At 43.3% G+C, this 14,501-nt stretch carries 16 protein-coding genes; 6 read left to right on the forward strand and 10 right to left on the reverse strand.

Annotated elements, in window-relative coordinates:
- Position 1: 1 nt before the first annotated feature.
- Complete coding sequence (locus PR761_RS08645) at positions 2–271, reverse strand: YihD family protein (RefSeq protein ID WP_006813730.1); 270 nt, start codon at positions 269–271, stop codon at positions 2–4.
- Positions 272–485: 214 nt separating this feature from the next.
- Here PR761_RS08645 and mobA point away from each other — a divergent pair, with 214 nt between their 5' ends.
- The gene (mobA, locus tag PR761_RS08650) at positions 486–1,073 is read left to right on the forward strand and encodes a molybdenum cofactor guanylyltransferase MobA (RefSeq protein WP_006813731.1); all 588 of its coding nucleotides are present in this window, start codon (positions 486–488) and stop codon (positions 1,071–1,073) included.
- Between the two features lie 2 nt (positions 1,074–1,075).
- Positions 1,076–1,594 (forward strand): molybdopterin-guanine dinucleotide biosynthesis protein MobB, encoded by a 519-nt coding sequence (gene mobB, locus PR761_RS08655; RefSeq protein WP_006813732.1) that lies wholly within the window; start codon positions 1,076–1,078, stop codon positions 1,592–1,594.
- A 44-nt stretch (positions 1,595–1,638) separates the two neighbouring features.
- Here mobB and PR761_RS08660 read toward each other — a convergent pair whose 3' ends face one another.
- Genes PR761_RS08660 through PR761_RS08685 form a run of 6 tightly spaced genes read right to left on the reverse strand, consistent with a single transcriptional unit; the run spans position 1,639 to position 7,398 of the window.
- Positions 1,639–2,664, reverse strand: coding sequence for a LacI family DNA-binding transcriptional regulator (locus tag PR761_RS08660; RefSeq protein ID WP_115163888.1), 1,026 nt, complete (start codon positions 2,662–2,664; stop codon positions 1,639–1,641).
- Positions 2,651–3,400 carry a ribonuclease Z gene (locus tag PR761_RS08665; RefSeq protein ID WP_115163887.1) on the reverse strand — a complete coding sequence of 250 codons (750 nt, stop codon included), beginning with the start codon at positions 3,398–3,400 and terminating at the stop codon, positions 2,651–2,653. The genes PR761_RS08660 and PR761_RS08665 overlap by 14 nt, the downstream gene beginning before the upstream one ends.
- Positions 3,390–4,439, reverse strand: coding sequence for an ABC transporter ATP-binding protein (locus tag PR761_RS08670; RefSeq protein WP_006813735.1), 1,050 nt, complete (start codon positions 4,437–4,439; stop codon positions 3,390–3,392). Before PR761_RS08670 ends, PR761_RS08665 begins: the two co-directional genes overlap by 11 nt.
- Before the next feature lie 12 nt (positions 4,440–4,451).
- Positions 4,452–5,264 (reverse strand): carbohydrate ABC transporter permease, encoded by an 813-nt coding sequence (locus tag PR761_RS08675; RefSeq protein ID WP_115163886.1) that lies wholly within the window; start codon positions 5,262–5,264, stop codon positions 4,452–4,454.
- Between the two features lie 2 nt (positions 5,265–5,266).
- On the reverse strand, positions 5,267–6,130 hold the full coding sequence (locus PR761_RS08680; protein WP_115163885.1) for a carbohydrate ABC transporter permease: 864 nt from the start codon (positions 6,128–6,130) through the stop codon (positions 5,267–5,269).
- 47 nt (positions 6,131–6,177) lie between these two features.
- Positions 6,178–7,398 carry an ABC transporter substrate-binding protein gene (locus PR761_RS08685; RefSeq protein ID WP_006813738.1) on the reverse strand — a complete coding sequence of 407 codons (1,221 nt, stop codon included), beginning with the start codon at positions 7,396–7,398 and terminating at the stop codon, positions 6,178–6,180.
- A 223-nt stretch (positions 7,399–7,621) separates the two neighbouring features.
- Here PR761_RS08685 and PR761_RS08690 point away from each other — a divergent pair, with 223 nt between their 5' ends.
- On the forward strand, positions 7,622–8,320 hold the full coding sequence (locus PR761_RS08690; RefSeq protein ID WP_006813739.1) for a helix-turn-helix transcriptional regulator: 699 nt from the start codon (positions 7,622–7,624) through the stop codon (positions 8,318–8,320).
- A 50-nt stretch (positions 8,321–8,370) separates the two neighbouring features.
- The gene (locus PR761_RS08695) at positions 8,371–8,970 is read left to right on the forward strand and encodes a glutathione S-transferase family protein (RefSeq protein ID WP_115163883.1); all 600 of its coding nucleotides are present in this window, start codon (positions 8,371–8,373) and stop codon (positions 8,968–8,970) included.
- An 84-nt stretch (positions 8,971–9,054) separates the two neighbouring features.
- Here the strand turns inward: PR761_RS08695 and gorA are convergent, their stop codons facing one another.
- Entirely contained in the window at positions 9,055–10,407 is a 1,353-nt protein-coding gene (gorA, locus tag PR761_RS08700; RefSeq protein ID WP_006813743.1) for a glutathione-disulfide reductase, read from the reverse strand.
- Between the two features lie 117 nt (positions 10,408–10,524).
- A complete protein-coding gene (locus PR761_RS08705) occupies positions 10,525–11,367 on the reverse strand; it encodes a 23S rRNA (adenine(2030)-N(6))-methyltransferase RlmJ (protein ID WP_039854902.1) in 843 nt (280 codons plus the stop codon).
- A gap of 227 nt (positions 11,368–11,594) precedes the next feature.
- Here PR761_RS08705 and PR761_RS08710 point away from each other — a divergent pair, with 227 nt between their 5' ends.
- Together PR761_RS08710 and yhjD are read left to right on the forward strand one after the other, a co-directional pair.
- Positions 11,595–11,996 carry a DUF1090 domain-containing protein gene (locus PR761_RS08710; RefSeq protein ID WP_006813745.1) on the forward strand — a complete coding sequence of 134 codons (402 nt, stop codon included), beginning with the start codon at positions 11,595–11,597 and terminating at the stop codon, positions 11,994–11,996.
- A 180-nt stretch (positions 11,997–12,176) separates the two neighbouring features.
- Positions 12,177–13,169, forward strand: a complete 993-nt coding sequence (gene yhjD / locus PR761_RS08715) for an inner membrane protein YhjD (RefSeq protein WP_115163882.1) — start codon at positions 12,177–12,179, stop codon at positions 13,167–13,169.
- Positions 13,170–13,207: 38 nt separating this feature from the next.
- Here yhjD and PR761_RS08720 read toward each other — a convergent pair whose 3' ends face one another.
- The gene (locus PR761_RS08720) at positions 13,208–14,266 is read right to left on the reverse strand and encodes an NAD(P)H-dependent flavin oxidoreductase (RefSeq protein ID WP_154610896.1); all 1,059 of its coding nucleotides are present in this window, start codon (positions 14,264–14,266) and stop codon (positions 13,208–13,210) included.
- Positions 14,267–14,501: the final 235 nt, after the last annotated feature.

The following is a 14,501-nucleotide window of genomic DNA, read 5'->3' on the forward strand; positions in this document are numbered from 1 at the left end:
TTTAGTCTTTTATAATGCCACGCGCGCGTAAAAGTGCGGTTTTAAAATCATCTTCATAATCTTTTTGAATTCCCGGGATCACCGCATTACTATCGGCGTCACGCATTTTCAGATGATAAATTAATACGTCATCAGTCAGTTCAGATAAACTGCCGGTAAAACCCGCCTCATCAGCCAGTTTCTGCAATAATTGCACTAAATTTAAATCTGAGTTGTCCTTCCATACTGGATGCAGAAGCTCAATAACTTCATTTAAGCGATGGCATTTCATGTTTATTCCTTATCACGAATATTCGATACAAGTTACCAATAATCATACAAGAGAAAAAGAGAACTGTTGTCAATCTAAGTAAAGTTTAACTATCTCTTGTATTAATATTCATTGATTTTATAGGAAAATAGAATAAATTTTAGCAATTACTATACTTAATAAATTTTTTAAGTTCGTTGAAACATTTTCGCTAAGATTTTCAGAGATATTGAACATGCCATTTCGTCAGTTAATCACAGGTGTGATCCTCGCAGGAGGCAAAGGTACGCGAATGGGCGGGCAGGATAAAGGGCTGGTTCCTTTACTCGGTAAGCCGCTATATCAATATATTGCCGAACGACTGCAACCTCAAGTTGGGCAATTAATGATTAATGCCAATCGCAACCAAGCACGTTATCGCCAAAGCCAATTACCGGTTTTTAGCGATCTTACTGAAGATTTTTCGGGTCCATTAGCGGGAATGCAAGCCGCATTACATCAGGCAAAAACTGAGTGGCTGCTATTTGTACCGTGTGACGTCCCCGAGTTTCCCCGTAATTTAGCGGAAAAAATGTTTCACGAAAAAGGGGAGCATCTTGCTTGCTATGCCTGTGATAGTGAACGGGAGCACCCAACCTTTGCCCTAATCCATCGCTCACTACAAAAACCGCTGGATAATTACCTCGCTCGCGGGGATCGCAAATTAATGCTATTTATGCGAGAAGTGCATGCAAAGAGCATTATGTTTACCTCTGAAACCGAAACATTTGCCAATTTAAATACACCGGAAGATAGCCGAAACTGGGAGCTGCAACAAAAATAACTATGAACCAGAATACCTTACCTCTCCTCGGGATCACCGCCTATAGCGGAACGGGAAAAACCACCTTATTAAAAAAAGTGATTCCGTTACTGAGACAGCGCAATGTACGTGTAGGTTTGATTAAACATACCCATCACGACATGGAAGTGGATAAGCCGGGTAAAGACAGCTTCGAACTGCGTAAAGCCGGTGCCGACCAAACCTTAGTTGCCAGTAATCAGCGTTGGGCGCTCATGACTGAAACTCCTGAATGCGATGAAATGGATCTCAATTACCTTGCCAGCCGGTTCGATCCAACATCATTGGATCTGATCTTGGTAGAAGGATTTAAAAGCGAACCGATCGACAAAATCGCCCTGTTTAGATCGGAAGTAGGTAAACCGCTAAATGGTTTAATTGATGAATTTGTGGTCGCAGTGGCCAGTAATGAAATCATCGATACTAACGTGCCACAACTTGATATAAATAACCCAGAGCAAATTGCCGACTATATCGTTTCTTGGTGGCAAAAAAGCCAATAACGCATCCGCAACTCATAAAAACGCCTAACCCTAGGCGTTTTTATCTATCCTCTCATTTTAGTGCTTTCGCGCACTTTTAATTCCGGAGCCAACCTCACCATATTGGGGCTATCTTCTGACTTCATCCAAATCCCTTCAAGCAAGGCTAATACGTGCTGAGCAATACCGTTCACTGGCTGTGCTAATGTGGTTAGTTGATAACCTTGCCATGCCGCCATCGGAATATCATCACACCCCACCACATTCAATTGTTGGGGAATAGACAAATTTAGTTTTTGACGACAACAATCCATCAGCCCCATGGCAAGTGAATCTGAAGCGCAAAATATGCCGTCTAACAGCATTAACGGTTCTCTTTGCTGCCAAGCCGTGTCAAATCCAGCTTGATAACTATAACTACCCGCCTGTAGGTAAATTGACTCCGTCACGCCTGCCGCCATCAAACACCGTTTAAATCCTTGATAACGCTCGTTGGATGCTTGTCCATCCTGCCTCCCAGCAAGAAATCCAAACTTTCTCAATCCTAAGCTCAGCAAGTGCTCCGCCGCCATTTCTCCCACTAACACATTATCCGTTTGTACTGAGGGAATAATCCCTGTGGTGTCTGAACGACCTAACGTGATGAGCGGTAAAGACAATTTCAAACACTGCTGAAAATGGTCAGCGGGCAGAGAACCAACGACTGCAACAACACCATCAATTTGATACCCCGATAGCCGTAAGATTGCCTCATCTAGGTCGTCCTCCAGCTTCACATTCAGTAGCATCGGCTGTTTTCCATGGCTCTGTAACGTTCGCGATAAAACCTCAAACAGATAGGATTCATACGGGTTCGATAAATCACTCACTAAGATCGCCACAATATTGGAGCGTTTTTTTTGAGTAGGCATACTCAATGTTCGAGCAAAAAAATTGGGTTGATAACCGAGTTGCTTGGCTGCCTCGAGGATTTTTTTCTGCTTCTGAGGATGGATACTCGCCCCATCCGTGAAGGCGCGAGATACCGAGGAACGAGAGACACCCGCAGCTTCGGCAACATCCTCAGCGGTTATTTTTTTACTGGGCATCATGGAGTATTTCTCCCTGCTCAGCCAATTGAATAAAATCATAAAGCACAATATGCTGGCTCAATTTTTCACGATAGCGCGGCTCAATGTGATACAGCCGCCATTGGCTATTGATTTTTGGTGTCTGGCACTGAAACCGCTGTTGTATGGAGTGCCACGAGCCATGGCTAGGGTGAGAATTTAAGGTTTCACATTCCAAAAATACCCAATCACTTTGCAATGCAAGCTGTTCACCCTGTAGGGATATTTCACCATCACCGGAATAAAATAATCGATGTCCTGAGCCGCTAGTAAGATGCAAACTTAAATTGCTGACTGAATGTTGTGTTGGCGACGTAGTGGCTTTCCAAGAGCCAATCGATTGAATCTCTTCACTATATTTTCTAATAATCTCAAACCCTAATTGAGGTTTTGGCCAGTGAGCAAAATGCAATAACGGCGCCAAGATTTCCCATTGAGCCTGTTGAGCGATGATAGTCAGTGGGCGTTTACGCCGATAACTATCCATCCAATTTAATAATGAGGTCAAGCCAAGGCAGTGGTCAGGATGGCAATGCGTGATATAAATCGCATCCAACTCATCCGCTTGATGCATTTTGAACATTTTCTGGGGTACTGTTGGACCACAATCCACCAACAATTTAAAACCGGACTCTTCCACTAAAATGCTGGCGTTAGTTCGTTCGCAATCATACGCATCGCCAGCTCCTACCACGGTTACCTGAAAATTAGGCAGCATCTGCATTCCTTGTATTAGTCAGTTCAATCCGTTGTTCCTGCTGATCAAATAAATGCAAAATTGAGCGCGACAAGCTGATGGGTAAAGCATCACCAACATCATAAATATGGTTGCTTTCCACTAAAAAAGGCGAGCCGCCCGGAAATGAACCATAGTACAGGCGAGAATGCCCCAAAGGTTCCACCACCGAAATTGGCATTAATACATCGGGACATTCGCTATCCACAACGACTTGATTTGGACGCACACCGATAACCGCAGTTTCTTCTGAAAAGATCTTGGTGATTTTTAATTCGCGTAAGGTTTGTGGATCGATAAAATTCATCACCGGAGAGCCAATAAATGACGCCACAAATTTATTAGCAGGCTGGTTATACAATGTTTCAGGGGTGCCAATTTGTTCAATACGACCTTGGTTCAGAACCACAATACGGTCTGCCAGCGTCATAGCTTCTACTTGGTCATGGGTGACGTAAATCATGGTCGCTTTCAAGGCCTGATGTAGTTTTTTCAAGTAGATACGCATTTCGCCTCTTAGCTTAGCATCGAGGTTAGACAGCGGTTCATCAAACAAAAATAACTCGGGATCACGTACAATGGCACGACCAATCGCCACACGCTGACGTTGTCCCCCCGAAAGTTCAGAAGGTAAGCGGTTAAGTAAATGCGTTAACTGTAAGTGTTCAGCGGTCGCTCGTACTTTTTGAGTGATATCCTCTTTACCGATCCCCGCCATTTTAAGTGGGAACCCCATATTTTTTTCCACACTCATATGGGGATATAGCGCATAGGATTGGAATACCATCGCCACTTTTCTCAAAGAAGGATGAACATCATTTAAACGCTGGCCATTAAGTCGTAACTCACCGTCGGTAATTGATTCTAGCCCAGCAATCATCCGTAATAATGTGGATTTCCCACAGCCCGAAGGTCCCACAAATACCACAAACTCCCCCGCCTCAATGGATAAATCAACCTGAGGGATCACCCGCTGTCCTGTGTAGCTTTTACCTAACTTAATCAATTCGAGTTTTTTCATGATAAATGCCTATTATTTCAATCCCATCGAAAAGCCACGTAATAAGTAGCGCTGCATGTAACCCGCCAACGCCAACATGGGTAATGACGAGACAATGCCAATTGCCATCATTTCTCCCCATGCAGTGCCGTCTTCGGTCATAAAGTTGGAGATAAATAATGGAATGGTGAATTTGTCCGGTGTGTGGATAAATAGCAGCGAGAATAAAAATTCATTCCAGCCGAGGATCATGGAAAAAATGGCGGTTGCCACTAAACCCGGGGCGCACAGTGGAAATACGATATAGCCTAATCGACGCAATAGATTTGCCCCATCCATCGCTCCCGCTTCCTCAATCTCGAGGGGAATATCACGAATAAAACCCAGCAACATCCAAATACAAAATGGCAAGGTATACACCTGATAAGACAAAATAAGTCCGATGCGAGTATTCAGTAGCCCAACTTGGTTCATTAACGAATACAGAGGGATAGCAATGACAATCGGCGGCATCATTTTGATAATCAGCACCCCGAGTAAAAACACGTTATCCAGTTTGGCGGGAAAGCGATATCGAACAAGCGCGTAGGCGCAAAAGAACGCCAATAGGATAGAGACCGCAGTAGCACCGGTAGAAATGAGCACGGTATTACCGACTAAACGCAGTAAATCGCCTTCAAAAAGTTTTTCAAACGCAGATAAACTCAGTTCCCTAGGCAATAAATTAGCTCCGGACTGCAAAATATCTCCAGGCGATTTAAAGGCCGTGCCAAACATCCAGATAATGGGTAGCGCCATCATCAATACCGCCAACCAAACAACAACAGTGTGTAATCTTGCTTTCATGGTCAGCTCCCTTTCATCACGTTGCGGGCATAAATCAGCGTCATTAGTAATGAAATAGCTAGCATCACTAATGCAGCTGCACTTGCCATACCCAAATCAAAGAAACGGAAGCCGTATTTATACACAAACATGGATAAGGTTTCGGTGGAGTTGCCCGGCCCGCCCCCCGTCATCACATACACTTTGTCGAAAAGCTTGAATGTGTCGATTGAGCGTAATAAAAATGCCAGCATCAGTTGTTTTTTAATCAGTGGCAATGTGATGTAAATAAAGGATTTCCAGCCTCTCGCACCATCCACCATAGCAGCTTCACCAATATCTTTAGGAATCGACTGCAACCCGGCCAAAATGATCAGAAATGCCATTGGCGTCCATTGCCAGGTATCCACCAATGCGATGGCATACAGCGCTAAATCTGGATTAAACAACCACTCTTGAGGAGGTAACCCCATGCTGACCAATACGCTATTTAAGAAACCAAAATCGTAGTTATACCAAGAGCGCCAAATTGAAGAGCACACCAGCGTAGAAAGCATCATCGGATAGATAATGATGGGTAATGCAAATTTGCGCCCATAAAACTGGCGGTTAAACAGCAATGCGAGCCACAATCCAAGTAAGACTTGGGCGATGGACGCGACCAACGTAAAAATAAAGGTATTTTTTATTGCGGCTAAAAAGAAGAAATCATCGAATAATTCAGAAAAATTCGCCCAGCCAATAAAATGGTAACTATCATCGATATAGTCCATTTGTCCAAAGGCGTTATACAGCACGGATACAATGGGATACAGGGTCAACAGTCCCAACATAATCAGCGCGGGTAACAGTAGCCAAAATAACTGTTTACGGTTTTCAAATAACATACTCAGCATCCATAAAGGCGCTAAAAGCTAGCGCCATTGAGGCAATTTTATTTTTTGGTGGTGCGCTCAATACGTTTCTGGGCTTGTTGCAAAGCTTGCTCTGAAGTCATTTGCCCCATCATTGCCATTTGAAGAAAATCCCCTAAGATACTTTCGACTTCTGCCCAGTTTTGGATACGCGGGCGTGCTTTGCCTGCTTGTAATGCGGCAGCTTGCTGTGGATACCAACGATATTTGCTTACCACTTGCGGATCAGCGTAAACACTTTGGCGAGTCGGTGGTGTCCCAAAATTCAGCGCTAACGCTTTTTGCATTGCGGCACTACTTGCAAAAGCTAAGAATTGTTCGGCTTCCGCTTTATTTTTTGCATCAGCAGGGATAGCCAGTTGCCAAATTCCGAGCATTGGCGACGGTTGCCCTGTTTGTGCTGGTGGCGCCATCATTTCCATTTTACCAACCACATTAGACACCTTGGCATTATCGAGATCGGGAACCCACGCAGGCCACACTTCAATGGCCATCGCCGCAGTGCCTTTTTGTAATGCATCGCGCACTTCATCAGCGTTATACACATCCACGCCTTTCGGCGCATATTGCTTCATTGCTAAGAAAGTCTCTAAAGCCTGTTTAGCTTGCGGCGTATTTAATGTTGGTTTGCCATTACTATCGACAACGTCGCCACCATATCCCCACAAAATTGGCAAAAATCCCGTCACGATTGGGTTGCCTTTAACGCCACGATAAACCACTCCATTGACCTTACCATCCTGACTAATGGTTTTTGCCGAGCTCAGAACTTCCGTCCATGTTTGTGGCTGTTTTAATTGGTATTGGTCAAACAAATCTTTGTTCCACGCAAACATCGCAACATTTCCCACCATGGGTAACGCATAAGTCGCTCCGCTACCATCAGGGTTACGTCCAATATCTAGAGTAGATTGAATAAAATCCTTATCTTCTAGCGAGTTAGGTAATGGAGATAACCACTTATTAGCGAGAAACTCAGGCGCCCAAGTATCATCCATTAAAACCACATCATAATTACCTGTTTTCTCTCGCATAGAGAGCACAATGCTTTCATACAGCCCTTTACTTGGGCGTTTTACTAACGTGATTTCCGTCTTTGGATTAATTTTTTTATATTCGTCCACCACAAACTGCATGGCATCACCGTAGCCACTATCTCGTCCTGCAATCACTAACTCGGCGGCACTGGCTCCAAAGGTGGATGCGATAAGAGCCGATGCCAATAATGTGCGCTTAACCATTTGCTTCTCCTAGTGTTTTTCTATCTTGTTATACGAGCTTTTGTTGGATGATATTTTTTGCACGCGCGTTCAAATTGCTATGGCAGGCTACGGCTGAAAGATGACAGTAAGATGAATGTACGGTGAAGATTTCGTGGAGTGCATATAAGAAGATTGGCATTAAAAAGCGGGTTTCTTTAGTATGGTGAGCTATTCACTGCATAACGTCCTAACTGAGAATTCCATGACCCGTACCCAGCGTTTATTGACACTATTACAAATCTTAAAAGAAAAACGCTATCCGGTGACGGCTGATTCTCTCGCCACCCAATTAAGTGTTAGCGTTCGCTCTATTTATCGCGATATCGAGTCATTACGGGATCAAGGTGCAGAGATCACTGGGGAAGCTGGCATTGGCTATCAATTAAAAAGTGGATTATTACTGCCTCCACTAATGTTCGATGAAAATGAGTTGGAAGCACTAATTTTGGGCTTACGCTGGGTACAAAGTAATGCAGATGAGGAACTGAAAAACTCCGCAATACGCGCGATTAATAAAATTAACTCAGTGGTGGCTAAAGAATCTCAAGCGATCCTCAACCGCAATACGCTGTTTGCCCCAACTACACATTTTGAAAGTATTAACAATGAGATAGCCAAAGATTTACGCTTTAGCCTGCGAGAAGAACGCAAGGCAAAAATGGATTATTCAGATATCAAAGGAAAAGCCAGTTCACGGGTCATTTGGCCTATTGCCATCGGCTATATGAAAGAGACCCAAGTGCTGGCGGCATGGTGTGAATTACGTCGAAGTTATCGTCATTTTCGCCTCGATAGAATTCAATCTTATACAGTTTTAAGTGATGCCCTGCCGTACCCAAAAAGCTATTTACTCGCCCGTTGGAAACAAGAAATTCTCTGTGACACTCCTGACAATTTCTGACACAGCTCTCCCTTATAGTAGGTTTTCTACTTCATTTAAGGAAAACCAAGATGAGCGAGCTAGTTCTGTTTACCAATGCCATGTCCCGCGGTAATACCGTCGATTTACTGTTAAAAATGATGGGCGTTCCCTATAAGCGAATTGAATTAGCTTACGGCGCAGAGATGCATACCGCGGAATACCTTGCCATTAATCCGATGGCAAAAGTCCCGGCGTTAGTTGATGGTGATGTGGTGGTCACGGAATGTGCCGCTATTTGTCTTTATCTTGCCGATAAATTTATCGAAAAGGAATTTGCACCTGCATTGAATAGCCCTGAAAGAGGCGCTTACTATCGTTGGTTTTTATTTACGGCGGGTCCAATTGAATCTGCATTTACCGTTCGAGATTTAGGCGTTGAATTAAATGAAGAGCAGCAAAAATCATTCGGTTTCGGTTCCGTTGAACGTACTTTATCCACGCTAGAGATAGGCTTAGCAAGTGCTAAACCCTATATTTGCGGAGCAAAAATTACCGCTGTTGATGTCTATGTAGGCTGCTTTGTGATGTTTTTAATTAAATACTGCAACTACGCCGCCACTCCAGCTATGCAAACGTATATGGATAACTTATCAACCCATCCAGAAATTGCGGCGCTGATGGCGGTGTAATACGTATTATCATCCCCATGAAATGCCAAAAGGCGCAGATTGACGCTGCGCCTTTTGCTATAGCTAAAGAGAGTTAAATGAAACTTAACGCATTGTCACAAACTCTTCTGCACCAGTTGGGTGAATAGCGACGGTGTTATCGAAATCTTTCTTGGTGGCGCCCATTTTCAGTGCGACCGCAAAGCCTTGCAGGATTTCATCCATACCAAATCCAATACCGTGGATACCTACAATCTTCTCTTCTTCACCGACACACACCAGTTTCATGCGGCATGGTTGGCGATGGGAAGTGACTGCCGTATACATTGCAGTAAATGAAGATTTGTAGCATTTCACCGCGTCTGCGCCATATTTCTCGATAGCTTCAGGTTCAGTCAGACCTACAGTACCAATTGGCGGATGGCTAAATACCACGGTTGGGATATTACTGTAGTCTAAATGTTCATCCGGCTTATTGTTAAATAGGCGCTCAGACAGACGACGACCTGCAGCAACCGCAACTGGCGTCAGCTCAACTGCACCCGTGTTATCACCCACAGCATAAACACCAGCAACATTCGTATTCTGATATTTGTCGACTTTAATGTAGCCTTTTTCATTTAGCTCTACACCGGTCGCTTCAAGATTCAGATTATCAGTCATTGGCTCTCGACCAATCGCCCAAATCAGCGCATCGACAGTTTGCTCATGGCCATTTTCAAGTTTCAAGGTCAGGGAGCCATCGGCATTCTTCACGACTTCTTTTGGAATAGACTCGGTATGCAGTGTTGGACCTTCGGTATTCATCACTTCAACTAAGGTTTCAACAATTAACGGATCAAAAGCACGCAGTGGCGCATGTTTACGCACGAATAAATGGGCTTCGCTACCTAAGCCATTTAATACACCCGCTAATTCAACTGCAATATAACCCGCACCGACTACCGCAACACGTTTTGGCAAGGCTTCTAGTTCAAAGAAACCATCGGAAGTCATACCGTATTCTGCACCAGGAATGGTTGGGATCACCGGACGACCGCCCGTTGCAATCAGAATATGATCTGCCGTATAAATTTCGCCATTAACTTCAACAGTATGGGCATCAACAAAACGAGCAAAACCTTTGATCACATCGACTTTGTTATTGCCAAGTACGCGATCGTAAGATTGGTGGATACGGTCGATATAAGCAGTACGGCTCTCAATTAATTTCTTCCAGTTGAAATCATTGATAGTGGTATCGAAACCATAGTCTGGACCATAGGCGCGAATTGCTTCAGAAATTTGCGCTGCATGCCACATCACTTTTTTCGGTACACAACCGACGTTAACACAAGTGCCACCTAACTCTTTACCTTCAATCAGGGCACACTTTTGTCCGTACATCGCCGCACGGTTCATTGACGCAATACCGCCGCTACCGCCGCCAATTGCAATATAGTCGTAATGTTTGCTCATAACTTGGTGATTCCCATTTGTTGAATTACGAATACGTTAATATTCTCTTATTATGCTATGTAAACATAAACATTTAAGATAGCTATTGCCTGTTACTGCAATAGCTAGAGTCTATTGTTACTCAGGTACAATCCACTCAACTAATGTATGCCCAGTGCCTTCTGGCACCAGCGTTTTATGCAACCATGGCAATACATTTTTCATTTGCTGTTCAAGTTTCCAAGGCGGATTAATCACGATCATACCGGAAGCCGTCATACCGCGTTGGTCACTATCCGGGCGTACTGCCAATTCAATTTGAAGAATTCTGCGGATACCAGTCGCTTCTAACTGGTTCACCATACGCTTAATTTGTTGGCGTAAAACAACAGGATACCAGATGGCGTATGTACCAGTAGCAAAGCGTTTATAACCTTCAACAACCCCTTTCACGACCGTTTCATAATCAGACTTCATCTCATAAGACGGGTCCATCAACATAAAGCCTCGACGGCTTTGTGGTGGTAGTTTTGATTTTAATTGTTGATAACCATCTTCACGGGAGACTTGCGCACGGTGATCTTTTAAAAATTCAGCACGCAATAACGGATAATCACTTGAATGTAATTCCGTTAAAATCAGTTTATCGTCCTCACGCAGCAAATGTTTAGCCAATAATGGGGACCCCGGATAATAACGTAAACGACCGTTTTCATTTAAACGACGCACGATACTCATATAGGGTTGCAGTTCTTCTGGTAAATCTGGTTGATCCCAAATACGCGAAATCCCTTCGAGATATTCACCCGTTTTTTCTGAATGCTCACTCGTTAATTGATAACGACCCGCGCCGGAGTGAGTATCCAGATACAGAAAGGGCTTCTCTTTTTCTTTAAGAGATTCAATGATCAGGCTCTGAACAGTATGCTTAAGAACATCTGCGTGGTTGCCTGCGTGAAAGCTGTGACGATAACTTAACATGTCGCGTTTATTTCCTGAGGGATTTTTAACAGCCACTTTTTCGGCTATTAAATAGAGTCTGTAAAGAGGGTCTGTTGAATAAAAAATAGACCGAATAAATTCTTTCGCGCCATTATAGCTAAAATTAGAGGTAATTGTCATAGCTTCAAAACACAACAAATATTGCATGACCTTTTTTATATAAAAAGTTACCCTAAATTAAATTAGAAACTCTATAAGGAAAACAAATGAAAACAGTATTTGTTGCAGCATCGATTCTTGCTATTTTTTCATTAAATACTCATGCATTAGCCGCTAAATCACCTAATGGCTGTGAAATCAAAAAACAGAATATTGAAAAGCAAATTGAATACGCCAAAGCTAATGGTAATAACCATCGCCTTGACGGTTTACAGCGAGCACTAGACAACGTTAATCGCTATTGCACTCCAGAATCACTGTATAAAGATAGCCAAAAAGATGTGGCAGAAAAACTGCAAGAAGTAAAAGAACGTGAAGCTGAATTGCAAGAAAGTATTCAGAAAGGGGATACCGATAAAGTCGCCAAACGTGAACGTAAATTAGCTGAAGCCAAAACCGAACTTCAAGAAGCTGAAGCAGAATTAAAAACCTTTAAAGATGCTCTGTAATTAAAAAATCACCACTTAATCAAATCATTATTTTCTGACTTTTCTTTCACGCTAATGCCGAATTTTGGATCAATAACGGCATTAGTGTGAAATTATCGGCAAACTTAAGCTATAGTATAAAATAATCTAGCACCGTGAATTATAAGCATATTTTGATAAGTAGTGAAAAAAGGGGAACGCATGTCAAACATGCAAAATGAACAACCAAAAGACGAAAGTAAACTCAAATCCACGCTCAATAAAAGCTTGGATGGAAGTAAAAAAGCACTTTCATTTTCCATGCGCGTAGTCGATTTTGTTTGTGATATTCCTTTTATCGCTCACTTAATTCGTACTGCTCAACGCTTTACTGACCGCATGGGAAATCAGTTTGGCGCTGCGATTACCTATTTTTCCTTTTTATCATTAATCCCCGTACTGATGTTTAGCTTTGCAGCAGCGGGTTTTGTATTAGCTAGCAACCCTGAATTGCTTGAGAAATTAGTCCGTGGAATCTCTGCCAATATTACAGACCCAACTCTGGCAAATACTCTGGAGCAAACCATTGATACCGCAATTCGCCAACGTACCACAGTTGGGTTAACGGGTTTAGCATTAGCGGTCTACTCTGGGGTTAACTGGGTAAATAACTTACGCTTAGCCATTTTGGCGCAATCACGTCCCGTTTGGGAACACAACCAAGCAGAACAAGAAAATATTATTTTCCGCTACGTACGTGATTTTTTGGCCTTGATTGGCCTACTGATTGCCTTGATTGTGACCATTACGCTTACCTCAGTAGCAGGATCGGCACAGGCAACGATTGTCAGCACACTCGGTTTAGACAGTATCGAATGGCTACGTCCCGTATGGACACTGATTGGTTTAACCATTTCTATCGCCGCTAATTTCTTATTATTTTTATGGATTTTTTGGATACTGCCGCGTATGCAACACCGCCGCCGTTCACTCCTAAAAGGAACATTATTGGCGGCTATCGGCTTTGAAATTATTAAATCGGTGATGACGTGGATTTTACCGAGCCTCGCATCCTCACCTTCTGGTGCCGCATTTGGTTCGGTACTTGGCTTGATGGCGTTTTTCTATTTCTTTGCGCGATTGACACTATTCTGTGCGGCATGGATTGCCACTGATGAACCTAAAGGCAGCCAAGAAGAGGTTATTGCACCTTAACTTAGTTGGGGAATGGAGAAATCCCATTCCCCCGCTATTTAGCTCATCTCTTTAATCAATGTTTCCATTAATGTTTTTGCACTCATTTCCCGAGATCTCGCCACTTTCTGCCCAGCCCAATAAGCCGCAAAACCATCATTTCCACACTTTAGAGCCGCCCGATGAAGTTGTTTAGCAACATCGTAGGCAACGGGATAATCAGGTAATTTGTCGGTACCATATTGCTCTGCCAGTTGAATCAATGGGTTGAGAATCCCCCGAGCAGGACGCCCTGAAATAGCGGTAGTTAACACCGTATTATCTGATGTCTGGCTTTTTAATTTGCGGCGATATCCTTCTGTTGCTGCCGATTCAGGACACAACAAAAATACAGTTCCTAGCTGTGCAGCCGCCGCACCGTTTGCCAGCGCATCATTAATATCTTCGCCATTCATCACGCCACCAGCAGCGATAATCGGTAATTGTGTCTGTTTGACCAGCTGTATAACCAGCTGATTTGTTGTTAATTCTTGATCTATTGCTTGTACATCAAACATTCCTCGATGACCGCCAGCTTCAATTCCCTGAGCAACAATCGCATCAATACCAGCCAGCTCAATCTGCCGAGCTTCATGCAAATTTGTCGCCGTCGCCATGGTATAAATCCCACGCCCCTGCAAAGCTTTCACTATCTCGGGGGACGGAATATTGAAATGAAAGCTGACAACCGCAGGCTTCATGTCTAAAAGGAGTTGCAACATTTCAGGGTTATCTAAAAATGAGAGATAAATCTCATTTAATTGCTCTGGAGGGATGGCATTAAATTGTTGAAATAAGGGAGTTAAACACTCGATCCATGCATGTTCATTTTGGTCATTACGCTGAGGAGGACGATGGCAAAATACATTCACATTAAATGGTTGGTCAGTCAGTGCTTTAGTGGCTGTCATCATCGTTCTTGCCTGTTCAACAGTGCTAGCCCCCAATCCTAAAGAGCCAAGTCCACCTGCTTCACTTACTGCGGCGGCTAACGAGGGAGTTGAAACTCCCGCCATTGGCGCTTGGATAATCGGGTAACGTAAACCTAGGCGACGCATAAATCTATCGGAATTACTCATGCTGCTTCCTTACCTTTCTTTCAATGTGATGTTGGTGAGTACTTATTATTCTTATAGAAAGAACAAAAATACCTGAGCACTGAATAAAATCAATGACCATTAGCACTAGGCAAAATTCTTCGCTTTGAATGTGATGCTGACCTCATTTATTGTGGTAATCATCCACTTCAACGCTTCACCGCATTTAATGAATGCATTTTCCTCGAATAAACTCGCTAAGATATTGGAATCTAAT

Origin of the sequence: Providencia sp. PROV210 (assembly GCF_028479445.1) — a bacterium.
Lineage (GTDB): Bacteria > Pseudomonadota > Gammaproteobacteria > Enterobacterales > Enterobacteriaceae > Providencia > Providencia rustigianii.